Genomic DNA, 23,004 nt, shown 5'->3' on the forward strand with positions numbered 1-23,004 from the left:
CTGCAGACAGCCTCATCGGCCGGTTGGCAGCAAGACCCACATTTTCCCCGGCCACTGCATGCGTCCGGCCAGCTCGCCCGCGGCGTCTCCGGTGCCGGTGAACAGATCGGCGCGCACCGAGCCGGTGATCGCCGCGCCGACATCCTGCGCGAACACCAGACGGTTGAGCGGCTGTACCGTCGGGGCGCTGGCGTCATAAGGCTGCTGGGTGGACAGCCACACCGGCAGCCCGAGGGCGATGCTGTTGCGATCGACCGCAATGCTGCGCATCGCTGTCAGCGGCACGCCCAGCGCGCCGGTGGGGCCACGCTGCGGGTCGGTGTCGATCGCGGCGCTGAAAAACACCACCCGCGGATTGGCCGCCAGCATCTCGGGCACCTCGTCGGGATGCATTCGTGCCCAGGCGCGGATGACGGACATGGTGACCGTTCCTTTCACCCGCCCGGTGTCGAGCAGCCAGCGCCCGACCGATTTGTACGGCCAGCCGTTGGTGCCGGCATAGCTCAGCCGCAAAATCTGTCCATCGGGCAGGCGCACCAGACCAGAGCCCTGCACCTGTAGGAACAGCGCGTCCACCGCGCTGTCGAGCCAGACCACCACCCGGCGATCGAGCAACGCCTGCACTGTCGGGTCGGACTGGATTTGCGCCCGGCTCCAAAACGGCATGACGCGCTGCTGGCCATCGACCCAGACCACGCGGCCGCCGCTGATGCCGTCTGGCCCCGCAGTGCGCGGCACCAGTTCGGCCGGAGGCCCCCAGACCGGCACCACATACGGCCAGCCGCGCTGCAGCGCGCCGTGCAGCACCGGCTCGTAATAGCCGGTGATCAGCCCCGGTTCGTCGCGGCCGCTGGCCGGTGCGATCTGCCAGGGGGCGAAATGCGCCTCGAAAAACGCGCGCTGCGCCGAGATGTCTGCGGCAGACACGGTGGCCGCGCGTGCGCACACAGCCGCCATTTGCGCGGGCAGCCGCGCGCTGCAGTCGCGTCGAAACGCCTGCCAGACCCCGGCAAAATCGTCCTGCGTCCAGCCGGGCAGATCGGCCCATTGCGCCGGCAGCAGGCGCACTGCGGGGCCGGTCAGCGCGGCGGAGCTTGCCGCCTGCGGCGCAGGCCAGGCCGCAGCAGCGGGCGACGGGCTTGCTGCCGGCGCGGGCGGTGCGGCGGGAGGGGCGGCAGCACACGCGGCCAGCAGCAGGGCAAGCAGACCAATCAGCGCAAGCCACGCCCGGCGCGGCCAGTCGGTCAAGGACGGCAGGTATGGCATCACGCAGCTTGGTCGGTCTCGGCTGCAGCCCGGCGCGGAGGCAGGACGAAACTCCACGGACGGCGCAGCAAACGGCTGGCAATGCTGGCATAGATCGCGCGGCGTTCCTTGACCTGAATGCCGCGCGCCCGCAGCGCTAGGCGGTAGGCTAGATAGAAGCTCACTCCGACATTGAGCACGCCGTTGACCGCGATGCCCGCCAGTGCCCACCAGAACGCCGGATCGTTGACCACCGCCGGTCCCAGGCTGGCGCAGGCCGCGCCGAACAGGCCCGAGGACAGGGTGACATGGCGTACCTGCAGGTCGATGCCGAAAATGTGGAAAAACTCCGGAGTCAACCCCAGCAGCAGACCGAGCGACACATTGCCCGCGGTCACGCCCACGTTGCGCCGCCACCACGCCGCCCAGCGCGCTGCGCGCTGCGGCCCCAGACGACGGCGGATGCGCGGGTTCCAGGCAATTGCGCTGTCCAGCCGGTGCAGCACGAACGCGTTTTCCGCCCAACCGGCAATCAAAGCCGACAGAAACAGCAGCACCCCGGTGAACGCGGCAAACAGCGGCGTGGGGCCGAGCAGCGACAGCGAGCGCAGCTCATGTTCGGCCTTGGGCACCGGCATGAACTGCGGCCCGAACCAGGCTAGCCCGCCCAGTCCGATCAGCAGCGCCACCGGCATGACCACCAGCACATTGCCGAACACCCCGGCTGATTGTGAGCGGGTGAGATTGGCCACTTCGTCGACAAAGCGCTCTACCCCGCCGGGCTTGGACAGCTCTCCCAACTTGTCGGCCAGTGCCGGAGCGGTCATCGCCGGCTGCTTGGTGGCAATCGTCCAGTGCATCAGCTGCACGATAACAAAACTCACCGCATAGTTCAGCCCCGCGAGCAGCCCGGTCCAGAACAGCGCGGTGTGCAGGCTCAGAATGCCCACCTTGATCCAGGTGGTCAGCCCCATGACCAGGCCGCCGCCCATGGCCGCGCGCAGCATGGCGCGGTACTCGCGGCGGTCACGGGTGATGTACTGCTCGCCCGATTCGGCGTGGCGCTCGGCCATCTTTTTCGCCAGCAGCGCGGTGTTTTGCCGCCACAGCGCGCGCACGCTGCGGCGCTGGGTGTTCAGCCACGCGAAATCCGACAGCAGATGCGCGGTGTCGCGTGCTGGATTGTCGCCCACCAAGCAGTTGAGCAGCGCCTCGGCGCGGTCGATGCGCTGGTGCAGTTCGTGCAGTGCATAGACCAGGCTGACCGACGTGCCATAGTCCTCCAGATGGGCGTTGACCGCGTCAGCCTGCTGGCGACAGGCGGCGAGCCCTGCGCGAAACAGCGCCAGCGCCTGTGGCAGCGCGTTGGATGGGGTGTCGGGCGCGGGGCGGTCGAGCTGCGCCAGCACCGCATCGGCCTGCGCCGCAAGTTGCCGGAACGGCGCCTGGGCGTCCATTCCCTGCGGGGCGGAGCCGGCCATGCGCAGCCGCAGATCGGGCGAAAACCCGGCGGCGCGGATCTGGCTGACGGTGAAGATCAGGGCATCGGTCAGCGCAGCACGCCACAGCGTCGCTGCAGACCGTTCGGTGTTGCTTTGCGGTGCGGCGGCAAGCAGGTCGGTCAGGCGCGCGAGCAGCGTGGCGTCGAGCGCGTCGAGCCACACCACGTCGCCGGGCTCGGGAAAGAACAGCGAAAACAGCACGGCCAGATCGCGGGTTTCGGGTGTCGCCGGCAGCAGCTTGCGCGCCAGCCGCTCAGTGAGTTCGCTGAAAAACGACGAACGCGTGCTGAAGCCGAAATCCGCCAGCAGCAGCGTCGGGTCGGTGTGCCGCAACAGCCCGGTGAGGATGGCCGCAACCTGCGCAGCCTGCTGCGGCTGATGCGCCAGCAGGTCGAGCAGTGCGTCCAGACGCTGGATTTCCGCCGGAAGGTCTGCGGCGCCGGGTGTGGGCGGCTGGTCCTGGGCGGTGCGGTTCAGCCCCTCGCGCAGGGCGTGCGCAGGCGGGCCGTGGCGCAGCCAGTCCAATGCGTCGACCAGCCACAGCACTTGCTCCACCGGCGGCAATTCGGCATTCGCCCGCGCCAGCAGCGTTTGTGCGCTGGCGAGGGCTTTGCTTGCGGCCTTGCGCCGGGAGCAAAGCCAGAGCATCAGTGCAGGCTCCGCGGCTGCACCAGCGCGAATTCGGGAATAAATGCCTCGAAGCGGGTGCCGTCCTCGGAGACGCAAAAGTAGCTGCCGCGCATGCTGCCGGTGGGCGTGCCCAGTTGCGCCCAGCTGGTGTACTCGAACGCCTCACCTGGCTTGAGAAAGGGCTGCTGCCCCACCACCCCGAGCCCGCGCACTTCTTCCACCTTGCCGGCGCCGTCGGTGATGATCCAGTGGCGCGAGATGAGCTGCGCGGCCACGCGGCCGGTGTTGATCACCGTCACCGTATAGCTGTAGGCATACACCCCCCGATCCGGATCGGACTGTTCGGGCAGGTATTGCGGAATGACGGAAACGGAAAACTGATAGGCAGACATGCGCCGGATTCTAGAGATCGTCGGGCCGCGCGGGTGTTCCCCTAGAATGATCTCTCATGAAAACCTACCGCATCGCCCCCAGCATTCTGTCGGCCGACTTCGCCCGTCTGGGTGAGGAAGTGCGCAACGTCATCGACGCCGGCGCCGACTTCATCCACTTCGACGTGATGGACAACCATTACGTGCCCAACCTGACCATCGGCCCGCTGGTGGCCGAGGCGATCAAGCCCTACTGCAAGAAGGCCGACGGCACCCCCGTCACCCTCGACGTGCACCTGATGGTCGAGCCGGTGGATACGCTGGCGGCGATGTTCGTCAAGGCCGGGGCCGACATCGTCAGCTTCCATCCCGAGGCGAGCAAGCATGTCGACCGCACCCTGCAGATGATCCGCGACAGCGGTGCCAAGGCCGGACTGGTGTTCAACCCGGCTACCCCGCTGAACCTCCTCGACCATGTGATGGACAAGGTCGATCTGGTGCTGCTGATGAGTGTGAACCCCGGTTTTGGTGGCCAGAGCTTCATCGAAAGCGCGCTGCCTAAGGCTCGCCAAGCGCGCGCCAGGCTCGACGCTTACAAAGCGCAGACCGGCCGCGACATCCTGCTGGAGATCGACGGCGGCATCAAACCCGACAACATCGCCGCCGCCGCTGCTGCCGGTGTCGACACCTTTGTTGCTGGTAGCGCCATTTTCGGCAAGCCCGACTACAAGGCCGTGATCGACGCCATGCGCGCCAAGCTCGCGCAGGTCGCCTGATGGACGCGCGCACCGCCACGCCGCCTGCGGTCACCATCGCAGGCCATGCCGTGCTGGCCGCCATCGTCGATCTGGACGGCACCATGGTCGACACCTTGGGCGATCTGCACGCCGCGGCCAATGCCACCATGCGGCTGCTGGGGCTGCCCGAACTGTCGCGCGAGGACGTCGAGCACCGCATCGGCAAAGGCTCCGAATACCTGGTGCTGCAATGCCTGCGCCTGCACCTGCCAGACGAGCAGGCACAAGCCCTCTATCCCCAGGCGATCGAGATCTATCTGCAGGAATACACCCAGCTCAACGGCCAGTTTGCCGACCCGTTTCCCGGCGTCCCCGAAGGCGTGGCTGCGCTCAAGCGCGCCGGCCTGCGGCTGGCCTGTGCGACCAACAAACCCACCGCCCTGGCGCGCGAACTGCTGCAGATGAAGAGTCTGCTGCAGTATTTCGAGATCGTCAACGGCGGTGATGCCTTCCCGCGCAAAAAGCCCGACCCGATGCCCCTGCTCGAAACCTGCAAGCAGCTCGGTCTGCCGCCCGCGCAGGTGTTGATGATCGGCGACTCGCAGAACGACGCGCTGGCCGCACGCGCCGCCGGCTGCCCGGTGGCGCTGGTGACCTACGGCTACAACCACGGCGAGCCCATCCGCAGCGCGGATGCCGACGCGTTTGCCGACCGCATCGGCGATCTGCTTCTTGCCTGAGCCGGCTGTCCGAGCGCATCGAAAAAGCCGGCCGGTAATAGAAAAGCAGAAAAGCCCGCCCTGCGCCAAGCCCCTCGCCTCACCTGTCGAAAAGCAGCGCCTGATCGGCATACTCCCGGTTGGCAAGACTGAGTAGCCGCGTTCTCGGCCGAATGCGATGCGAACCCGCAGCGCGATGAGGACCCGGTCAAGGGGCGCATGATGAAGCGGGAGCTCGCTGCGGCGGCCGCCATCGGCAAGTCGCCAGCCCGCTGTGCGACCCACCCGTTCCCGAGCCAGGCCGAACCCGAGAAGGCAGTCTGCTACCTCACCGACTTCGGCGACCTGGACGATGACCACAAGGCCCGGTTGCACCCGAAGGCCAGCCTGCACGCCATCGACCGATTCTTCTCATGTCCGTGCGCTGGCGTCTGAACATGCTGGAGCGGCCGGTGGCGACCTCCAGCAAGCCTTAGCAGGCCGTTGAAAAACTACTGCGGTGGGCCATCTGCGGCGTTGCACGGTGCGCGCTGCCTCGCCTATCTATTTGATATGTCTTGGTCGCTGCGCGCCGTGCGCCTTGCATCTGGCCATCCTCGCGACGTTTTTCAACGGCCTGTTAGTCAAGGCCGTCTCCAGCCCCTTGCTTGAACTCGTTAAGCGAAGGGCTTGAGCGTGCGCTGGCTTTTTTGAGCCAACTACTTGCAAGGCGGCGGACGAGGCCGCGGCCTTGCAAGCGGCGTGATGCGATTCTCAGCTCACATTCTGCTTTTGCACCGCGGGGCTGGACAGCACACCGGCGGGCAGCATGCGCAGCATGGCCTGGTACAGCTCGGCATTGCCGGTGCCGGGGATGATGTGCGCGCCAGGGCCCATCAGCACGATGCCGTTGGACGGCTCGAATAGCAGTTCCACGGTCTCGCCCTTGGGAATCTGCTTGACACTGGCGAGCTGTTTGGCGAAGGTCTCCATCGCCGGCTTGAAGGCGGCGTATTGCGCGGTCGACACGCTCTTTTTCACGCCCGCTTCCAGCGCCTTGGCCAATGCGGGGCCGGAGATATCGGCCAGCGCGGTCAGGCGGATGGACTTGGCGCCCGGCATCGTCATGATGTCGCTGGTCGAGGTCGTGTTCTGCGGAAGATACACCGCAGCGGCCATCTTGCCGCCCAGGTTGACGACGCCCGCGCCGTTGATGAGCAACGGCACGCCGTTGGCCGGGGCGGTTTGCATCAGAGGCACGCCGCTCACTTTGATGGCGGCATGAGCGCTTGCAGCGCCGAAGGTCGTCGCCAGCGCGAACGCGGTGGCAGCCCAAACGTTTTTCATGTTGGATCCTCGGGTGGTCGAATATCAGTCAAATCTTATTTGATCAGCCAACCGCTTGCCTGTTCGGGTTTTCACCGAAAGTCGGGCCAAGCCGAGTGCGCGCTCTTTTCTGCGAGCGACTTGTTCAGTGGCGTCTTAGTTGCTGTCCGCCGCATTGCCGAGCAGCGCCCGCTTCAGGCCTTCCTCGGCGGGAGCCTTGCCCAGCCAGATCTTGAGCATGGAGTTGAAAAACTGCGGGTCGGTGAACGTGCCGCCGCTGGGCACGCCGTCGATCGCAATCGTGCTGCCTTTGCCGGGGATGTCGCGAATGGTCACGGTCTCGCCGGTCTTGAGCTGACTTTTCTGAGCAAACAGGGCGCCGAGCTGCGCCAGACTGGGGATGAAGCTGGTGAATTCCTCGGGCGTGAGGTTGTTCTTGATGCCCTCGTTGAGCTTGTCGCCGAGCTCCTTGCCGCTCACGTCGCGCAGCATGGTGAGCTTGAGTTCCTTGGGGCCGGGCATGTTGAAAATCGCCTGCGGCTGCGTGCTTTTCTGCGGCAGATACAGCGCCGCGGTGTAGACCTTGAACAGGAACACATAGCGGGTTCCTGCGCCGTTGAGCACCAGTGTCTTACCGGCGACTTCCACCTGCGGGGGAATGTCCACGCCGTGCAGGGTGAGCGCCTGCGCGCCCGGGGCGAATCCTGCAAATGCCAGGAGGGCGGTGCAAAGCGCAAGGGCTGCGCCGGGTCGGTGCGGAAGGCGTGAGGTGAGGCAGGGCATGGCGTCTCCTGTTATCGAACGGTCGTTCATTTTTAGCAAAACGCCGCGTGTTGACAAGCCGATTCGATTGCAGGGGCGTCTATGATTCATACACGAAAAGCGCAAAAGGAGATGCCATGCCCAAGGCGTTTCAGGACTTTTACCCCGACAATCTGGCGCAGTGCTACGGCTGCGGCAGGCACAACCCGCACGGACACCAGATTAAGACGGTCTGGGAGGGCGAAGAATCGGTCACCCGCTTCACTCCACAGCCCTATCACACGGCGGTTCCGGGATTCGTCTACGGCGGGTTGATCGCCTCGCTGATCGATTGCCACAGCACCGGCACCGCGGCTGCGGCGATGTGCCGCGCCGAAGGACGCGAGATGGACACGCTTGCGGCGTTTCGCTTTGTCACCGGTTCGCTGCACGTGGATTTTCTCAAGCCCACGCCGCTGGGCGGCGAGCTGGAAATCCGCGGCCGGGTCAAGGAACTCAAGGGCCGCAAGGTGATCGTGGAATCCACCGTCTTTGCCGGCGGTGTGGCCACGGCGCGCGGCGAGGTGGTTGCAGTGCAGATGCCGCCGGATTTCGGCGCCAAGTCGGCTCAAACGGCGCATTAGCTGGCGGGCGGCCCGCGCCAATTTGCTACATTTTGCGGCTGGCCACGTGCTGCGGTCATTCGCATCTCTTCCATGTTCGTTCATCGGCAACACGCGTCGGGTTCTGGCGACCGGGGGGGCCTGGCCCTGGCGAACGGCGCGCCTGTCTGCCTTCGACATTGCCGCGTGCACCGGCCCTGCCTGAGCGTCAGGTGCCGGGTTGCCGCGTGGATGCGTTGATTTCCCGCGGCGCTGCCAACGCCGCCGCACCTCTCCGGAGCCGTCCATGACCGAACACGATTTTGCCCAACTGGCCCAGCAGGGTCACAACCGGATCGCCCTGACCGCACAGGCGCTGGCCGACCTGGAAACCCCGCTGTCGCTCTACCTCAAGCTGGTGCCGCGCGGTGCGGCCGGGCGCAACAGCTTTTTGCTCGAATCGGTGGTCGGTGGCGAGCGCTTCGGGCGGTTTTCGTTCATCGGTCTGCCGGCGCGCACCCAGCTGCGGGTGAAAAACGGCATCACCGAGGTGTTGCAGGACGGCGAGGTGATCGAGCGGTCCACCGACAATCCGCTGGATTTCATCGATGCCTATTACAAGCGCTTCAAGGTGGCCATGCCCGCGGGCCTGCCGCGCTTCTGTGGTGGCCTCGCAGGCTACTTCGGCTATGACGCAGCGCGCTATATCGAGCCGCGGCTGGCGCGCTCGGCGCAGAAACATCCCAAGCCCGACCCGGTCGATCTGCCCGACATCCAGCTCCTGCTGACCGAGGAGCTGGCGGTGATTGACAACCTCAGCGGGCGGCTGCATCTCATCGTCTATGCTGACCCGACGCAGCCGCAGGCCTACACCCGCGCGCAGGCGCGGCTGGATGCGCTGCGGGCGCAGCTGCGCAGCCCGGTCGAGGCCCCCGCGCTCACGCCGGGCGAGGTCACGCCGATCGAGCGCGAGTTCGACAAGGCCGACTATCTGCGCGCGGTTGCAGTGGCCAAGGACTACATCGCTGCGGGCGATTACATGCAGGTGCAGATCGGCCAGCGGCTGCGCAAGGCCTACACCCAGCCGCCGCTGAACCTGTACCGCGCGCTGCGCGCGCTCAACCCGTCGCCGTACATGTATTTCTACGACTTCGGCGACCATCAAGTGGTCGGCTCGTCGCCGGAAATCTTGGTGCGGCAGGAGCGCACCCCGCAGGGGCAGAAGGTCACCATCCGTCCGCTGGCGGGAACGCGGCCGCGCGGGGCGACGCCCGAGCAGGACGCGGCCTTTGAGGCTGAACTGCTGGCCGACCCGAAGGAGCGTGCCGAGCATCTGATGCTCATCGACCTGGCACGCAACGACATCGGTCGCATCACCCAGACCGGCACCGTCAAGGTGACCGAGGCGTTTGCGATCGAGCGTTACTCGCATGTGATGCACATCGTCAGCAATGTGGACGGCTTGCTGCGTGAGGGCATGGACGCGATGGACGTCTTTCGCGCCACCTTCCCCGCGGGCACGCTGTCGGGCGCGCCCAAGATTCGCGCGATGGAGGTGATCGACGAACTCGAACCGACGCGTCGCGGCCTGTACGGCGGCGCGGTGGGCTACTGGAGCTTTGCCGGCGACATGGACCTGGCCATTGCCATTCGCACCGGCATCGTCAAGCAGGGGCAGCTTTATGTGCAGGCGGCTGCCGGCATCGTCGCCGACTCCCTACCCGAGATGGAGTGGCGCGAAACCGAGGTCAAGGCCCGCGCCGTGCTGCGCGCGGCCGAACAAGTGCAGGAAGGGCTGGACGGCTGACCCTGCCATGCATGCTCACGGGGCCCTCTGGTCGATCAGCACCTGGCCCAGATCGTCCTTGAGCTGCACCTCATCCACACGCAGGTGCAGGGTGTGCCTGCTGGCACCGAGCACCGTGGCGAAAATCGTCATGTGAAAGTGCGCATAGTCGGCGATGTGGCGGTCGATGATTTTCATCACCCCCGTGTCGGTGCAACGCAGGCGGCGGAAGGCCTCGGGGTGGTCATAGGTGAAGTGATACGGCGAGTTGTCGAAGTAATATCCCGCGCCGTGGATGAACAGCCGGTTGTCGATTGGGTAATCCTTGCTCGCCGTCGCATACGGGTCGAGCGCGATGTCTTCCACGTCGATGCGCAGCCGGGGGTGCGCCCTGTCGAACGCGACCATCGCCTCGATCTGCCGCTGCTCCTCGGCGGTGGCGTGCACCGGCTGGGGCGGATCGATCATTTCGGTGTTCGGCGTGAGGATCGCCGTGTCGTCGAGCGGCTGCTTCGCATACGCATAGACATAAGTTTTGAGCAGCACCGCGTTGTCGAGCACCACTAGGCCATCGCGCTGCTTGATGGCATGCACACCCAGCCCCTGGTCGATGCGCACCCTTGACGGTGAACCGGGCAGGTCGGTGTTGGACGCGCTCTGCAGATTGACCGGCTGCGCCGAGGCGGCAGGTGCGGCAGCCGGGGTGGCGGCATATGCGCCAACGGCTAGCCCGGTGCAGAGCAGCGCCGCAGCGAGCACGCTGCGCAGTGCGCTCGGGGTGCTGAGATTGAGGCGAGAATCAGCCATGGTGAGAAGTCCTGATCGGAGGGCGCGACAATTGCAGCGCAGGATGTTCAGTGTTTGTCGACGGCCGCTGCGGGGGCAGACGCGTGCTCGTCTTCCCAGCCGGTGATCATCGATTTGATGTAGGCGGTAGGCGGGTGCGCGGTGGTGGCCAGATAGACATGCAGGATGAAGAACAGCAGCATCATGTACGCGGCTGCGGTATGCGTGAGCGCCACCCAGTCAAGCTGCAGTCCCAGCGGGGATAAGCGAATCCAGTCGTAGCTGAAGAACAGCAGCAGCAGGCCGCTAGCCCAGATCAGCGGGTTGATCATCAGCTTGAGCCACAGATACGCCAGACGCTGCAGCGGGTTGTGCTTGCGGTCGGGCGCGGGGTGGTAAGGGTGGCTTTCGCCGATGAACATGCCCCAGGCGTAATAACGCGCCACCGTCCACAGGCTTTGCGGGCGCAGGTCGGGGATGTAGTTCTTCCACGCCCCGGTGGTGAAGTGCCAGAAGATGGCAAACGTCCACAGGGTGATGAGCATCCAGGCGGCGTATTCGTGAATGAGCAGCGCGGTCTCGAACTGCAAGCCACCGAGATAGCCGTGAATCTCAAAGCCGGTGAACAGCATGGTGATGATGAGCGCGGCCTGGCTCCAGTGCCAGAAGCGCTCGAAGCGGGTGAACTTGTAGACGCGGTGCGTTGCCGGGTTTTGGCTTGACATGGCGATGTCCTTTCAATGACGACGGCGGCGCAGCCACAGGCCGAAGCGGATCAGGCCGTGCAGGGTGACACCGGCGAGGGCGAGCGCAGCAGCCAGCAGGCCGATGCGCTCGATCCACGGGTTGTGGTCTCTCGGTCGGTGCGGCATGTACACGCCGTCGATGTTTTGCAACCGGCCGTCGTTGGCGTGGCACTGCATGCAGGAGAGCGCCTGCGTCTTGGGAGCGACCATGTGCTCGATCGGCCAGTACATCTCGGTCTTGACGAAGCCGTAGTGGCCGGAATACGGCAGATGCGCGGCCTTCATCCCGGCGGCGATCGCGGTCTGCCAGTTGTAACTCATGGTGTAGGAGTCTTTGTCGAAACCGAAGGAATGGAACACCGCGAGGATGCCCGTCTGGGTGTCATACGGCTGGTTGTTGCGCATGATCTTGAACGGGAAGATCTTGGACTTGCCGTCGGTCGGGCTGCCCTCGATCGCGTTGAGCTGCACCACGCCGTTGGTGTTCTTGAAGTCCTGCACCTTGTCGCCGACATTCATCCAGCGCTCCACGCCGTTGAACCAGCGGTACTGCGGCACCACGTTTACCGCCCACTTGAAGCTGCCTTTGACGCCCCAATAGGTGTTCCAGCCGTGGCGGTCGTTGATGACCAGCGGCGAGCCGTTGGGCGCGAGCTTGCCCGCGGTGGCGTAGTTCCACTCCATCTTGGTCGGCAGGCCGCCGCGCGCGAACTCGGGGATATGGCAGGTCTCGCACGCAATGTCGTGGGTATGCATGTTCAGCGTCGCGGCCTGAATCTGGCTGTTGAGGTCGTTGCCCTTGTGCGGCGTCTGTCCGTGGCACGACACGCAGCTCGCTGCCTGGGTGTTGTGCGGGTTGCCGCGCATGAACTGACGATCGTGGATCATCATGTCGGTGACGTAGCGCGAGCCGCTGACATTGTGGTTCTCGGTCTTGTGGCATTGCTGGCAGGAGAAGTTCAGGCCCTTGGCGTCCATGTGCACGTCCTCGGTGCGCGACGGGCTGACCAGCGAGCTGTCCATGTCGCCGTGCTTGACGCCGTCACCGCCGCCGCCGTAGAAGTGGCACTGGCCGCAGGTGTAGCGCGTGGGCGCGCCGACGCTCTGCGCGATCTTGGCCAGATCCTCGGCCTCGACATAGGGCTTGTCGGTGCCGTACACCTCGCCGCAGCCGGGACGCACCGCGATTTTTTCCATCGCCGGATTGCCGCCGATGAACGGAATCTTGTGGTAGGTCTTGGTCTGGTCGTGGCACACCAGACAGTCCACATGATCTTGGCTGCGGTGGACAAACGGCACGAACTTGTTCGGGTCGGTGCTGCCATAGCCCACATGGCACACGGTGCAGAACTGCTCGTTGCTGATCGGGCTGACGCAGAAGTTGTTGTAGACGTGGTTCTTGCCCACCAGCGTCCTGGTCTTTGGGTCGTAGGCCTTCCAGGTCCAGTGAATGGTGGACATGACCTGCTTGGCCGCGTCGGTATGGCAGCTCAGGCAGGCCTGGGTCACCTGCTCGGGTGAGGTGAACGGCCCCTTGAGCTGCGGAAACTGGCTGTGATCCTGCGGCATTTCCTTGCCTACGTCGCCCTGGCCTACCGTGGGCACCGCAGCCGGCACCACATGCCAGTCGTCGGCCGACGGCCCGGCAGTCTGAACCTGGACACCGCTGTGCGCCACAAAGCCGGCTGCGTCCTGCGCATGGGCCACTGCTGCGCAGGCCAGCAGGCAGGTGGCAATGCGGGTGACGGGCGTTAACCGCCGCCATGCTGCGTGCCATGGATGGCAGGCTCGGGCTTGTCGATTCGTTTGCATGACTCGCGCTCTCGTCGAAAGGAATTGGGGCAACACTGAACAAGTCCCCAGCGCGCTGCGCATCCGGGCTGCTGCGCTGCACCTCCTGGCCATTGCTCGGGCTATTGTCTCGGTATGCGCCTTGCATCCCATCCCGCGGCATCACAAGGACTGATTCAGTGTTGCATTGGCAAATGCTGCGCCCGCAGGTCAGCCGCAAGATTGACGGTTCGCAATCAGATCTGGGCGGCTGGCGCAGTAAGTTCGCCGCGCTTGACTTGACCCCGCGTTTGTCACAGAGAGATACAGAAAAATGCGATCTGTCACATATGCCGGAGCGCGTCATAGCGCAGCCAGGCAGGCTACAGTTCGAGGCTTCGACGACACCCGCAGGCGCTGCGCTCAACCCCCATCGTTCGGCCATGCAACACGACCACGACCACGACCATACCCACCACGATCACACGCTGCCGCAGGATTTCAGCGCTCGGTTCGCGCTGGGCATCGGGTTGAACCTCGTTTTCGTCGCGGTTGAAGCAATCGTCGGCTGGCGCGCGGGATCGCTGGCGCTGCTGGCCGACGCCGGGCACAACTTGGGCGATGTCGGCGGGCTGGCGCTGGGCTGGGCCGGGCTGGCCGCCGGCCGGCTGCAGGCGAGCGACCGCCACACTTACGGCTGGCAGCGTGCCTCCATCCTGGCGAGCTTTGCCAATGCCACGCTGCTGTTGGTGCTCATGGGCGGGCTGGCGTTCGAGGCATTCCAGCGCCTGACCCATCCTGGGCTGGTCGATGAATGGCCGGTGCTCATCGTCGCGGCGGTGGGCATCCTGGTCAATGGCGCCACCGCCTGGTTGTTCTTCTCCGGTGCGAAGACCGATATCAACATCCGCGGTGCCTTTTTGCACATGGCGGCCGACGCACTGGTGTCACTCGGCGTCGTGGTGGGCGCAGTCGTGGTGCTGGCCACGGGCTGGCAGTGGCTGGATCCGGCGATTTCGCTGGTGATCGCCGCGGTGGTGGTGTGGGGAACCTGGTCGTTGTTCTCGCAGTCGCTGCACCTGATGTTCGACGGCGTGCCGCAGGCGGTCGATCTGCCCGCCGTGCGCGGCAGACTGCTGGCGCAGCCGGGGGTGGTCGGGCTGCATGATTTGCACGTCTGGGCGCTGTCGACCTCCAAGATCGCACTGACCGCGCATCTCGAGGTGCGCGAAGGGGTCGACTCCGCCGTGCTGCTCGATCAGGCCGGGCACATGCTGCACGAGACATTCGAGATCACCCATGTCACGCTGCAGATCGAGCCGCAGACCTTCGCCGCACAGTGCGCGCTCGCCGGCGCATCTGCCGCTTGTCCAGGCAGTGCGGCAGGGGAGGCAGCGAGGTCGGGCCCCGCGTTGCCATAGTCGCGATCAATCCCGGACATTGCTGCGTCCAATTGGACTTGGTCATCTTCCGGGGCTATCGTTGCGTCGTCGCGCGGCGACAGCCGCATGCGACAGGGTCCCATCCACCACCTTCAAGGAGAATCTCATGCCAGCACTCAAAGGCTCGCGCACCGAGCAATGCCTCAAAGACGCCTTTGCCGGCGAATCGATGGCCAACCGGCGCTACCTCTACTTCGCCAACAAGGCCGATGTCGAGGGCCAAAACGACATCGCCGCGCTGTTCCGCTCGACCGCAGAAGGCGAGACCGGCCACGCCCACGGCCACCTCGAGTTTCTGGAGCAGGCCGGCGACCCGGCCACCGGCATGCCGATCGGCACCACACGGCAAAACCTCGAGTCGGCGGTTGCCGGCGAAACGCACGAGTACACCGACATGTACCCGGGCATGGCCAAGACCGCCCGTGAGGAAGGCTTCGACGAGATCGCCGACTGGTTCGAGACGTTGGCCAAGGCCGAGCGCTCGCACGCCAACCGTTACACCAAGGCGCTGAACGAGCTCGTCGAATAAATCGTGCGCTGGGTGTCGGGCGCCGCTGGATGCGGTGCCCCACGCACAGCGGCACGACGCCGCGCGCAACTCCGGACCAAGGACCAAAAGAGGAAGCCGACCCATGGCCACCGAAGGCAATCTCGAAGCCCCCACCCGCCATCCGCTCGACTGGAAAAACCCCGACTTCTACGACGAGGCCAAGTGCCTGACCGAGCTCGAGCGCATCTTCGACATCTGCCACGGCTGCCGGCGCTGCATCAACCTCTGCGGCGCGTTTCCCACGCTGTTCGATCTGGTCGATGCCAGCGCGACGATGGAGGTCGATGGCGTCGACAAGAAGGACTACTGGAAGGTTGTCGAGCAGTGCTATCTGTGCGACCTGTGCTACATGACCAAGTGTCCGTACACCCCGCCGCACCCGTGGAACCTCGACTTTCCACACACCATGCTGCGCGCCAAGGCGATCCGGTTCAAGAAGGGCGAGGTGAAGACGACCGAGCGACTGCTTGCCTCGACCGATGTGCACGGTCAGTTCGCCGGCATTCCGATCGTCGTGCAGGCTGCCAACGCCGCCATCCACAACAAAACGGTGCGCGGGGTGCTGGAGCGGGTCGCCGGGGTCGACAAGGAGGCTTGGCTGCCCGAGCTGGCAGGCAAACGCTTTCGTTCGGCAGCGCCGAAGGCCCAGTCGCAGCACGTGGTCGATGGCGAGAAAACGCCGGGCAAGGTGGCGATCTTCTCCACCTGTTACATCAACTACAACGAGCCGGGCATCGGTCTGGACTTGCTGAAAATCCTCGACCATAACGCGATCCCTTACGTCATCGTCGAGAAAGAACGCTGCTGCGGCATGCCCAAGCTCGAGCTTGGCGACCTCGAATCGGTCGATGCTGCCAAGCGTGCCAACATCCCTGTGCTGGCACGCTATGCCCGCGAGGGCTACGCCATTCTCGCCGCAGTGCCAAGCTGCGCGCTGATGTTCAAGCAGGAAATCCCGCTGATGTACCCCGACGATGCCGATGTGCAGCTCGTCAAGGCACACATGTGGGACCCGTTCGAATACCTCTGGGCGCGCCGGCGCGACGGTCTGCTCAAGACCGACTTTAGCCGACCACTCGGCAAGGTCAGCTACCACATCCCCTGCCACGGCCGGGTGCAGAACATCGGCCGCAAGACCGAGGAAATGCTCAAGTTCATCCCAGGCACCGAGCTCAACACAGTCGAGCGCTGTTCGGGCCATGCCGGCACCTTCGGCGTGAAAAAGGCCACGCACCAGATGGCGATGAAAATCGGCAAACCCGTGTTCAAGGCCATGGCGAGCATGAAGGACGGCAGCGCGCCCGACGTCATCAGCTCGGACTGCCCGCTCGGCGGTCACCACATCGCGCAAGGGTTCGAGGTCAACCAGCTCGGGGTGCCCGCGCTCAAGCACCCGCTGACGCTGGTGCGCGAGGCGTACGGGCTCGACTGAACAAGGGTCCATCGGCTGCGCACCGACCGAACGAGGAGACCGCGATGCAACTCACCGGAAAAATCACCCCCGACAACCTCATGAGCCTCGAGGCCTACAGCAAGTGGCGCAAGGCGCACAAGGCCGAAGTCATCGCCCACCGCAAGCTGCGCACCGTCTACTTGGGCGAGCATCTGGCAGTGCAGTTCGAAAGCGAGTTGTCGATGCGCTACCAGATTCAGGAGATGCTGCGCATCGAAAAAATCTTTGAGGAAGAGGGGGTCCAGCAGGAGATCGACGCCTACGCGCCGCTCGTGCCCGATGGCAGCAACTGGAAAGCCACGCTGTTGATCGAGTACCCTGACGTCAACGAGCGGCGGCGTGAGCTCGCGCGGCTGATTGGCATCGAAGACCGCATGTTCGTCGAGGTCGAGGGCTACGGGCGGGTCTATGCGATTGCCGACGAAGACCTCGACCGCGAAACCGCGGACAAGACCAGCGCGGTGCACTTCCTGCGCTTCGAGTTCACTTCGGCGATGCGCGCGGCGATCCGCGCCGGCGCCGCGGTCAAGCTCGGCTGCGATCACACCCACTACCCCGCGCACACCATGATCCCGCCCGAGACGCTGGCGTCGTTGGCTGGCGATCTGGCCGAGGACGCCCCGAGTGGGCGTCGCCAGCACGAGGGCTGAGGCACGCGACGAACGCGGTGCTGTTCGTGACAGAGTTGGGCCTTGGCCATTTTCTTGACCGACGTCTTCCTGTCCTTCATGCAGCCTGCGCCGCGCGGGCAGATACGACCGGGTGATTAAAGCCTGGACCGATGAGTCAATCGGTTCGAGGGCAGTTTCTTCTTCCGGGGTTCGGCGCCGATCTGCACGGCCCTATCGCCCGCATGACCCGCGTGCGTGCCGCTTGGGCACGGGCCCAAAAGGAGCAACTGCGCAAGTTCCTCGAACGCAAGCAGATCAACGTCGTGTGCGCCGTGCTCGCAGCTTCACCCGCTTCGACGCGATCAAGACCGTCATCTTCTTCATCGCCGGCCAGCTTGACTTCACAACCCTCACGCACGATAACCCGCTCGAAATTCAACAGAGCCCACATTTCTATTTGAGCGCAGGCCCGCGTCGCAGAGATAATTCAAGCTTTTGGGTGTGCGTGGTTTGGCCGGGAGGTTCAAACAAGGTATTCCGGCGAAAAAACCGGGCACATCAACGGGTACAAAAAGCGCGCCAAGCAGACAAAATATTTATTGTCAATGAGTTAGGATTGATATGCTGCTAATGATCGACAACTACGACAGCTTCACCTACAACCTGGTGCAATACTTCGGCGAGCTTGGCCAGGAGGTGCACACGGTGCGCAACGACCAGATCGACCTCAAGGCCATCGCCGCGCTCAATCCGCAGCGCATCGTCATTTCACCGGGCCCGTGCTCCCCCGCCGAAGCGGGGATTTCGGTGCCGGTGCTGCAGTATTTCGCTGGACGTCTGCCTATCCTGGGCGTGTGCCTTGGGCATCAGGCCATCGGGGCGGCGTTTGGCGGCCGGATCGTGCGTGCCCGGCAGATCATGCACGGCAAGACCAGCCCGGTCAGCCACGACGGCCGGGGCGTGTTCGCCGATCTGCCCAGTCCCTATACCGTGGTGCGCTATCACTCGCTGGCGATCGAGCGCGAGAGCCTGCCGGCCTGTCTGGAGGTCACCGCGCAGACCGAGGACGGCGAGATCATGGGGGTGCGCCATCGGCATTTTGCGATCGAGGGCGTGCAGTTCCACCCCGAGTCCATCGAGACCGAGCACGGCCACAAGCTGCTGCAGAATTTTCTGGCGATGAAAGAAACCCATTTCCATGACCATCAGTAATCACGACGCGCTGGTGCGCGTCATCGAGCACCGGGAAATCTTCCACGATGAGATGATCGCACTGATGCGCCGCATCATGACCGGGGAGATGTCGCCCGTCATGATGGCAGCGATCATCACCGGCCTGCGGGTGAAAAAGGAGACCATCGGCGAGATTGCCGCGGCGGCCGCGGTGATGCGCGAGTTCGCAACGCCGGTCGAGGTGGCCGACAAGACGCGGTTGGTCGACATCGTCGGCACCGGAGGCGATGCGGCGCGCACGTTCAATATTTCCACCGCCAGCATGTTCGTCGCTGCTGCGGCCGGCGCCCGGGTCGCCAAGCACGGCGGGCGCAGCGTGAGTTCCTCTTCCGGCTCGGCCGATGCGCTCGAGGCGCTTGGTGCGAGCATCCAGCTGACTGCCGAGCAGGTGGCGCAAAGCCTAGCGCAGTGTGGCATCGGCTTCATGTTCGCGCCCAACCACCATCCGGCGATGAAACATGCCGCGCCGGTGCGCAAGGAACTGGGGGTGCGCACCATTTTCAACATCCTCGGGCCGTTGACCAACCCGGCGGGCGCGCCCAATCAACTGCTCGGTGTGTTTCATCCCGATCTGGTGGGCATTCTGGTGCGGGTGCTGCAGCGCCTAGGCAGCGAGCATGCGGTGGTGGTGCACGGCCTGGACGGGCTCGACGAGGTGTCGCTGTCTGGCGAGACGCTGGTGGGCGAGCTGAAAAACGGCCAGATCACCGAATACACCATCCATCCCGGCGACCTGGGGCTCAAGGCTGCTCCGCTGGATGCGCTGCGGGTCGATGGTCCGGCACAATCGATCGAAATCATGCACGAGGCGCTCAACGACGTCGACGGCCCGGCGCGCGACATTGTTGCCCTCAACGCCGGGGTGGCGCTCTACGCCGCCAATGTGGCCACGAGTCTTGCCGACGGCGTGCAGCTGGCCCGCGAAGCCATCTCCCGCGGCGAGGCGCGCGACAAGCTGCAGGAATTCGTGCGCGTGACCCGTGCGTTGCAGACTCCGCAGGTGGTAGCGTGAGCGATATTCTGCAGCGCATCCTGGCCACCAAAGCCGAAGAAATCGCTGTCAATCGTCGGCGTCGTCCGCTCGAAGCCCTGCGCGAGCTTGCCGCGCAGCGCGACCCGCCCCGCGGATTTGCCGGCGCCTTGCAGCGCCGGGTCGCGCAGGGCGGACCTGCGGTCATTGCCGAAATCAAGAGGGCCAGCCCGTCGCGCGGCGTGCTGCGGGCCGATTTCGATCCGGCGGCGATCGCGCGCAGTTACGCCGAAGCGGGCGCGGCCTGTCTGTCGGTGTTGACCGATGTGCAGTACTTCCAGGGGGATGCCGCGTTTTTGCAGCAGGCGCGGGCCGCCTGCCCCCTGCCGGTGTTGCGTAAGGATTTCATCATCGACGCCTACCAGATTGCCGAGGCCGCGGCGATGCAGGCCGACTGTATTTTGCTGATTGCCGCGGCCATGCCGGCATCACGCCTGCGCGACCTGGAGGCGCAGGCGCATGCTTGGGGGCTGAACGTGCTGGTCGAAGTGCACGACGCCAACGAGCTGGACGCCGCGCTGACCCTGCGCACTCCGCTGCTGGGCATCAACAACCGCAATTTGCGCACCTTCGACACCCGGCTCGATGTCACCTTGGATCTGCTGCCGCGCATTCCGCCGGACCGCCTGGTGGTCACCGAAAGCGGCATCCTGGCACCGGATGATGTGCGCCGCATGCGATCGGCTGGGGTGCAGGCTTTTCTGGTTGGCGAGGCTTTCATGCGCGCGCCCGACCCGGGCCAGGCGCTGCGCAGGCTGTTTTTCTCGGCGCCCGAACCCCTTTGATTTGACACCGCTGAAAAAATCTCCGAGAATCTGCGGTTCGCCTCGGAGAGGTGGCCGAGTGGTTAATGGCAGCAGACTGTAAATCTGCCCTCTAACGAGTACGCTGGTTCGAATCCAGCCCTCTCCACCAGGCGCAGGAATGTGTGGTGCATTGCCGCAAGCGCAGCGGAATGCTGCGGGTGCGGCAATGTCGGGCGGCGGCACCGGTCGCACCGCGGTGGTGCAAGCAAAGTGCGGCGAGGCGGGAGTAGTTCAATGGTAGAACCTTAGCCTTCCAAGCTAATGACGCGGGTTCGATTCCCGTCTCCCGCTCCAGGCGCGCATGCTGCGTCGCGGCAACGGTTTGAACTCGAGCGCGCGAGCGTTCAGGCCCATGTGGCTCAGTGGTAGAGCACTCCCTTGGTAAGGGAGAGGTCGCGGGTCCGATTCCCGCCATGGGCACCAATTGATATGTTCTTGATTTGTCGATCTTTGTTGGCTTGAGGAGTTTGAATCATGGCGAAGGAAAAGTTTGAGCGGACCAAGCCGCACGTCAACGTGGGCACGATTGGTCACGTCGACCACGGCAAGACCACGCTGACGGCGGCCATCACCACCGTGCTGTCGGCCAAGTATGGTGGTTCGGCCAAGAAGTACGACGAGATCGACGCCGCTCCTGAAGAGAAGGCTCGTGGCATCACCATCAACACCGCCCACGTCGAATACGAGACTGCCAACCGGCACTACGCCCACGTCGACTGCCCTGGCCATGCCGACTACGTCAAGAACATGATTACCGGGGCTGCCCAGATGGACGGCGCCATTTTGGTGGTCTCTGCGGCCGACGGCCCCATGCCCCAGACGCGCGAGCACATTCTGCTGGCCCGTCAGGTGGGTGTGCCCTACATCGTTGTCTTCCTCAACAAATGCGACATGGTCGATGACGCCGAGCTGCTCGAACTCGTCGAGATGGAAGTGCGCGAACTCCTGTCCAAATACGACTTCCCTGGAGACGACACCCCCATCATCAAAGGCTCGGCCAAACTTGCCCTCGAAGGCGACAAAGGCGAGCTGGGCGAACAAGCCATCTTCCGTCTGGCCGACGCCCTTGACAGCTACATCCCCACGCCCGAGCGCGCCGTTGACGGCGCCTTCCTCATGCCTGTCGAGGACGTCTTCTCCATCTCCGGCCGCGGCACCGTGGTGACCGGGCGGATCGAGCGCGGCGTCATCAAGGTCGGCGAAGAAATCGAAATCGTCGGTCTGCGCCCCACCCAGAAAACCACCTGCACCGGCGTGGAAATGTTCCGCAAGCTGCTCGACCAAGGCCAGGCTGGCGACAACGTCGGCATTCTGCTGCGCGGCACCAAGCGCGAAGAAGTCGAGCGCGGCCAGGTGCTGTGCAAGCCCGGCTCGGTCAAGCCCCACACCCACTTCACCGCCGAGATCTACGTCCTCTCAAAGGACGAAGGCGGCCGTCACACCCCCTTCTTCAACAACTACCGTCCGCAGTTCTACTTCCGCACCACCGACGTAACCGGTGCGGTGGAGCTGCCCAAGGACAAGGAGATGGTCATGCCCGGCGACAACGTGCAGATCACCGTCAAGCTCATCGCCCCGGTCGCGATGGAAGAAGGTCTGCGCTTTGCCATCCGCGAAGGCGGCCGCACCGTCGGCGCCGGCGTGGTGTCGAAGATCATCGAGTGACGCCGTCCGCTTGAAACATGGTTTTTGTGGCGCGGCCAGCATGGCGCGCCTGGATCTGTTTGAATCGTGGCCGTTGTCTGTTTCGCGGGCAACGGCTTTCATGCCAGAAGACACAGGGGCATAGCTCAATTGGCAGAGCGTCGGTCTCCAAAACCGAAGGTTGGGGGTTCGATTCCCTCTGCCCCTGCCACTCCGAGTCGAATCGGGGCTGAACGCGCGTAAATCCGTATGGCAAATCCGTCTGTCGAAACCGTCTCCACCGGGGCGGACAAAGCCAAGCTGGTGGCGGCCGCCGTCCTGCTGCTGGCGGCGCTGGGCTTGTTCTATGGCCTGGGCAGTCAGCCGATGTGGGTGCGGGTCCTGGTGCTGCTGGCGCTGCTGGCGGGGGCGGCGATCGCGTTTCTTCTGTCCGAGCCGGGTCGAGCGCTGATTGCCTACGGGCAGGACGCCATTCGCGAAACCCGCAAGGTGGTCTGGCCGACCCGCAAAGAGGCGATGCAGATGACCGGCATCGTGTTCGCCTTCGTCATCCTGATGGCGCTGTTCCTCTGGATCACGGACAAATCACTGGAATATGTGCTCTACGACCTGATTTTGGGTTGGAAGCGTTAGGAGCATGACAATGGCACAGACGCAGTCCAAAACCGCTCAGCCCGGCAAGCAGTGGTATGTCGTCCATGCCTACTCGGGCATGGAAAAAGCGGTGCAGCGCAATCTGATGGAGCGCATCGAGCGCTCTGGCATGCAGTCTAAGTTTGGTCGCATCCTGGTGCCGACCGAGGAAGTGGTCGAGATCAAGAACGGCCACAAGAGCATCACCGAGCGTCGCTTTTTCCCCGGCTATGTGCTGGTGGAAATGGAGATGGATGACGCCACCTGGCATCTGGTCAAGCACACCAGCAAGGTGACCGGTTTCGTCGGCGGAGCGAAGAACCGCCCGGTGCCGATCAGCGAGGCCGATGTCAACAAAATCATGAGCCAGATGCAGGAGGGTGCAGAAAAACCACGGCCCAAGGTGCAGTTCGAGGTCGGCGAGATGGTGCGCATCAAGGAAGGCCCGTTCACCGACTTCAATGGCAATGTCGAAGAGGTGAACTACGAAAAATCCCGCCTGCGCGTCTCGGTCACCATTTTCGGTCGCGCCACGCCGGTGGAGCTGGAGTTTCAGCAAGTCGAGCGCTTGTAGCCCGACCTGCGGTACGACGCCGGGACGCTGTCTCGGCGCCATGCGCTGCGTCCAGACCCGCCCGGGTCGCAGCGCTTCATCGAAGGGC

At 64.5% G+C, this 23,004-nt stretch carries 23 protein-coding genes and 4 tRNA genes; 19 read left to right on the top strand and 8 right to left on the bottom strand.

From position 1 onward, the window contains the following. Positions 1–12 precede the first annotated feature (12 nt). The 3 genes from mltA to apaG are packed head-to-tail and all read right to left on the bottom strand — an operon-like array spanning position 13 to position 3,769. Positions 13–1,266 carry a murein transglycosylase A gene (mltA, locus tag ACZ47F_RS04430; RefSeq protein WP_464926088.1) on the bottom strand — a complete coding sequence of 418 codons (1,254 nt, stop codon included), beginning with the start codon at positions 1,264–1,266 and terminating at the stop codon, positions 13–15. Continuing rightward, positions 1,266–3,395 carry a site-specific recombinase gene (locus ACZ47F_RS04435; protein WP_464926089.1) on the bottom strand — a complete coding sequence of 710 codons (2,130 nt, stop codon included), beginning with the start codon at positions 3,393–3,395 and terminating at the stop codon, positions 1,266–1,268. The genes mltA and ACZ47F_RS04435 overlap by 1 nt, the downstream gene beginning before the upstream one ends. Beyond that, positions 3,395–3,769 carry a Co2+/Mg2+ efflux protein ApaG gene (gene apaG / locus ACZ47F_RS04440; protein ID WP_464926090.1) on the bottom strand — a complete coding sequence of 125 codons (375 nt, stop codon included), beginning with the start codon at positions 3,767–3,769 and terminating at the stop codon, positions 3,395–3,397. Before apaG ends, ACZ47F_RS04435 begins: the two co-directional genes overlap by 1 nt. A 56-nt stretch (positions 3,770–3,825) precedes the next feature. Here apaG and rpe point away from each other — a divergent pair, with 56 nt between their 5' ends. The 3 genes from rpe to ACZ47F_RS04455 all read left to right on the top strand — a co-directional run bounded on the left by rpe (position 3,826) and on the right by ACZ47F_RS04455 (position 5,639). Next, complete coding sequence (gene rpe / locus ACZ47F_RS04445) at positions 3,826–4,524, top strand: ribulose-phosphate 3-epimerase (protein ID WP_464926091.1); 699 nt, start codon at positions 3,826–3,828, stop codon at positions 4,522–4,524. Beyond that, positions 4,524–5,225 (top strand): phosphoglycolate phosphatase, encoded by a 702-nt coding sequence (gene gph, locus ACZ47F_RS04450; RefSeq protein ID WP_464926092.1) that lies wholly within the window; start codon positions 4,524–4,526, stop codon positions 5,223–5,225. The genes rpe and gph overlap by 1 nt, the downstream gene beginning before the upstream one ends. 201 nt (positions 5,226–5,426) lie before the next feature. Beyond that, entirely contained in the window at positions 5,427–5,639 is a 213-nt protein-coding gene (locus tag ACZ47F_RS04455; protein WP_464926093.1) for a hypothetical protein, read from the top strand. A 318-nt stretch (positions 5,640–5,957) separates the two neighbouring features. Here ACZ47F_RS04455 and ACZ47F_RS04460 read toward each other — a convergent pair whose 3' ends face one another. Next, entirely contained in the window at positions 5,958–6,530 is a 573-nt protein-coding gene (locus tag ACZ47F_RS04460; RefSeq protein WP_464926094.1) for a chalcone isomerase family protein, read from the bottom strand. A gap of 135 nt (positions 6,531–6,665) precedes the next feature. Next, positions 6,666–7,292, bottom strand: coding sequence for a chalcone isomerase family protein (locus ACZ47F_RS04465; protein ID WP_464926095.1), 627 nt, complete (start codon positions 7,290–7,292; stop codon positions 6,666–6,668). A 116-nt stretch (positions 7,293–7,408) separates the two neighbouring features. Between ACZ47F_RS04465 and ACZ47F_RS04470 the strand changes: the two genes are divergently transcribed. Both ACZ47F_RS04470 and trpE read left to right on the top strand, forming a co-directional pair. Continuing rightward, positions 7,409–7,894 (top strand): PaaI family thioesterase, encoded by a 486-nt coding sequence (locus ACZ47F_RS04470; RefSeq protein WP_464926096.1) that lies wholly within the window; start codon positions 7,409–7,411, stop codon positions 7,892–7,894. 265 nt (positions 7,895–8,159) lie between these two features. Then, positions 8,160–9,659 (top strand): anthranilate synthase component I, encoded by a 1,500-nt coding sequence (gene trpE / locus ACZ47F_RS04475; protein WP_464926097.1) that lies wholly within the window; start codon positions 8,160–8,162, stop codon positions 9,657–9,659. Positions 9,660–9,674: 15 nt separating this feature from the next. Here the strand turns inward: trpE and ACZ47F_RS04480 are convergent, their stop codons facing one another. From ACZ47F_RS04480 to ACZ47F_RS04490, 3 genes are read right to left on the bottom strand one after another with little or no spacing between them, the layout of a single operon-like run. Beyond that, entirely contained in the window at positions 9,675–10,445 is a 771-nt protein-coding gene (locus tag ACZ47F_RS04480) for a hypothetical protein (RefSeq protein WP_464926098.1), read from the bottom strand. A gap of 47 nt (positions 10,446–10,492) precedes the next feature. Continuing rightward, positions 10,493–11,149 carry a cytochrome b/b6 domain-containing protein gene (locus ACZ47F_RS04485; RefSeq protein WP_464926099.1) on the bottom strand — a complete coding sequence of 219 codons (657 nt, stop codon included), beginning with the start codon at positions 11,147–11,149 and terminating at the stop codon, positions 10,493–10,495. Between the two features lie 12 nt (positions 11,150–11,161). Continuing rightward, positions 11,162–12,982, bottom strand: coding sequence for a tetrathionate reductase family octaheme c-type cytochrome (locus ACZ47F_RS04490; protein ID WP_464926100.1), 1,821 nt, complete (start codon positions 12,980–12,982; stop codon positions 11,162–11,164). A 401-nt stretch (positions 12,983–13,383) separates the two neighbouring features. Here ACZ47F_RS04490 and ACZ47F_RS04495 point away from each other — a divergent pair, with 401 nt between their 5' ends. The 14 genes from ACZ47F_RS04495 (at position 13,384) to nusG (ending at position 22,916) form a co-directional block, all read left to right on the top strand. Then, positions 13,384–14,361, top strand: coding sequence for a cation diffusion facilitator family transporter (locus tag ACZ47F_RS04495; protein WP_464926101.1), 978 nt, complete (start codon positions 13,384–13,386; stop codon positions 14,359–14,361). Positions 14,362–14,488: 127 nt separating this feature from the next. Beyond that, entirely contained in the window at positions 14,489–14,911 is a 423-nt protein-coding gene (locus ACZ47F_RS04500; RefSeq protein WP_464926102.1) for a rubrerythrin family protein, read from the top strand. 103 nt (positions 14,912–15,014) lie between these two features. After that, the gene (locus tag ACZ47F_RS04505) at positions 15,015–16,364 is read left to right on the top strand and encodes a heterodisulfide reductase-related iron-sulfur binding cluster (RefSeq protein WP_464926103.1); all 1,350 of its coding nucleotides are present in this window, start codon (positions 15,015–15,017) and stop codon (positions 16,362–16,364) included. Between the two features lie 44 nt (positions 16,365–16,408). Then, positions 16,409–17,035 carry a DUF3501 family protein gene (locus ACZ47F_RS04510; protein WP_464926104.1) on the top strand — a complete coding sequence of 209 codons (627 nt, stop codon included), beginning with the start codon at positions 16,409–16,411 and terminating at the stop codon, positions 17,033–17,035. A gap of 582 nt (positions 17,036–17,617) precedes the next feature. Continuing rightward, a complete protein-coding gene (locus ACZ47F_RS04515; RefSeq protein ID WP_464926105.1) occupies positions 17,618–18,208 on the top strand; it encodes an anthranilate synthase component II in 591 nt (196 codons plus the stop codon). Then, positions 18,195–19,241 carry an anthranilate phosphoribosyltransferase gene (trpD, locus tag ACZ47F_RS04520; RefSeq protein WP_464926106.1) on the top strand — a complete coding sequence of 349 codons (1,047 nt, stop codon included), beginning with the start codon at positions 18,195–18,197 and terminating at the stop codon, positions 19,239–19,241. The genes ACZ47F_RS04515 and trpD overlap by 14 nt, the downstream gene beginning before the upstream one ends. Next, positions 19,238–20,044, top strand: coding sequence for an indole-3-glycerol phosphate synthase TrpC (trpC, locus tag ACZ47F_RS04525; protein WP_464926107.1), 807 nt, complete (start codon positions 19,238–19,240; stop codon positions 20,042–20,044). Before trpD ends, trpC begins: the two co-directional genes overlap by 4 nt. Positions 20,045–20,088: 44 nt before the next feature. Beyond that, a tRNA-Tyr gene (locus ACZ47F_RS04530) sits at positions 20,089–20,174 on the top strand. A gap of 111 nt (positions 20,175–20,285) precedes the next feature. Further along, a tRNA-Gly gene (locus ACZ47F_RS04535) sits at positions 20,286–20,359 on the top strand. A gap of 54 nt (positions 20,360–20,413) precedes the next feature. Then, a tRNA-Thr gene (locus tag ACZ47F_RS04540) sits at positions 20,414–20,488 on the top strand. 51 nt (positions 20,489–20,539) lie between these two features. After that, the gene (tuf, locus tag ACZ47F_RS04545; RefSeq protein ID WP_464925879.1) at positions 20,540–21,730 is read left to right on the top strand and encodes an elongation factor Tu; all 1,191 of its coding nucleotides are present in this window, start codon (positions 20,540–20,542) and stop codon (positions 21,728–21,730) included. 114 nt (positions 21,731–21,844) lie between these two features. Next, positions 21,845–21,920: transfer RNA gene (locus ACZ47F_RS04550), tRNA-Trp, on the top strand. A 38-nt stretch (positions 21,921–21,958) separates the two neighbouring features. Next, positions 21,959–22,342 (top strand): preprotein translocase subunit SecE, encoded by a 384-nt coding sequence (secE, locus tag ACZ47F_RS04555; RefSeq protein ID WP_464926108.1) that lies wholly within the window; start codon positions 21,959–21,961, stop codon positions 22,340–22,342. Between the two features lie 10 nt (positions 22,343–22,352). Beyond that, on the top strand, positions 22,353–22,916 hold the full coding sequence (nusG, locus tag ACZ47F_RS04560) for a transcription termination/antitermination protein NusG (RefSeq protein ID WP_464926109.1): 564 nt from the start codon (positions 22,353–22,355) through the stop codon (positions 22,914–22,916). The last annotated feature ends 88 nt before the right edge of the window (positions 22,917–23,004 follow it).

It is taken from the genome of Thiomonas islandica (assembly GCF_055383445.1).

Bases quoted from the DNA above. Each gene is read 5' to 3' on its own strand.
- ACZ47F_RS04495 (WP_464926101.1), top strand. From the start codon at position 13,384: ATGCAACACGACCACGACCACGACCATACCCACCACGATCACACGCTG.
- ACZ47F_RS04505 (WP_464926103.1), top strand. From the start codon at position 15,015: ATGGCCACCGAAGGCAATCTCGAAGCCCCCACCCGCCATCCGCTCGAC.
- tuf (WP_464925879.1), top strand. From the start codon at position 20,540: ATGGCGAAGGAAAAGTTTGAGCGGACCAAGCCGCACGTCAACGTGGGC.
- rpe (WP_464926091.1), top strand. From the start codon at position 3,826: ATGAAAACCTACCGCATCGCCCCCAGCATTCTGTCGGCCGACTTCGCC.
- ACZ47F_RS04490 (WP_464926100.1), bottom strand. From the start codon at position 12,982: ATGCAAACGAATCGACAAGCCCGAGCCTGCCATCCATGGCACGCAGCA.
- ACZ47F_RS04500 (WP_464926102.1), top strand. From the start codon at position 14,489: ATGCCAGCACTCAAAGGCTCGCGCACCGAGCAATGCCTCAAAGACGCC.
- ACZ47F_RS04485 (WP_464926099.1), bottom strand. From the start codon at position 11,149: ATGTCAAGCCAAAACCCGGCAACGCACCGCGTCTACAAGTTCACCCGC.
- ACZ47F_RS04510 (WP_464926104.1), top strand. From the start codon at position 16,409: ATGCAACTCACCGGAAAAATCACCCCCGACAACCTCATGAGCCTCGAG.
- nusG (WP_464926109.1), top strand. From the start codon at position 22,353: ATGGCACAGACGCAGTCCAAAACCGCTCAGCCCGGCAAGCAGTGGTAT.
- trpE (WP_464926097.1), top strand. From the start codon at position 8,160: ATGACCGAACACGATTTTGCCCAACTGGCCCAGCAGGGTCACAACCGG.
- ACZ47F_RS04515 (WP_464926105.1), top strand. From the start codon at position 17,618: ATGCTGCTAATGATCGACAACTACGACAGCTTCACCTACAACCTGGTG.
- ACZ47F_RS04460 (WP_464926094.1), bottom strand. From the start codon at position 6,530: ATGAAAAACGTTTGGGCTGCCACCGCGTTCGCGCTGGCGACGACCTTC.
- apaG (WP_464926090.1), bottom strand. From the start codon at position 3,769: ATGTCTGCCTATCAGTTTTCCGTTTCCGTCATTCCGCAATACCTGCCC.
- mltA (WP_464926088.1), bottom strand. From the start codon at position 1,266: ATGCCATACCTGCCGTCCTTGACCGACTGGCCGCGCCGGGCGTGGCTT.
- ACZ47F_RS04470 (WP_464926096.1), top strand. From the start codon at position 7,409: ATGCCCAAGGCGTTTCAGGACTTTTACCCCGACAATCTGGCGCAGTGC.
- ACZ47F_RS04455 (WP_464926093.1), top strand. From the start codon at position 5,427: ATGAAGCGGGAGCTCGCTGCGGCGGCCGCCATCGGCAAGTCGCCAGCC.
- ACZ47F_RS04435 (WP_464926089.1), bottom strand. From the start codon at position 3,395: ATGCTCTGGCTTTGCTCCCGGCGCAAGGCCGCAAGCAAAGCCCTCGCC.
- trpD (WP_464926106.1), top strand. From the start codon at position 18,195: ATGACCATCAGTAATCACGACGCGCTGGTGCGCGTCATCGAGCACCGG.
- gph (WP_464926092.1), top strand. From the start codon at position 4,524: ATGGACGCGCGCACCGCCACGCCGCCTGCGGTCACCATCGCAGGCCAT.
- ACZ47F_RS04465 (WP_464926095.1), bottom strand. From the start codon at position 7,292: ATGCCCTGCCTCACCTCACGCCTTCCGCACCGACCCGGCGCAGCCCTT.
- ACZ47F_RS04480 (WP_464926098.1), bottom strand. From the start codon at position 10,445: ATGGCTGATTCTCGCCTCAATCTCAGCACCCCGAGCGCACTGCGCAGC.
- secE (WP_464926108.1), top strand. From the start codon at position 21,959: ATGGCAAATCCGTCTGTCGAAACCGTCTCCACCGGGGCGGACAAAGCC.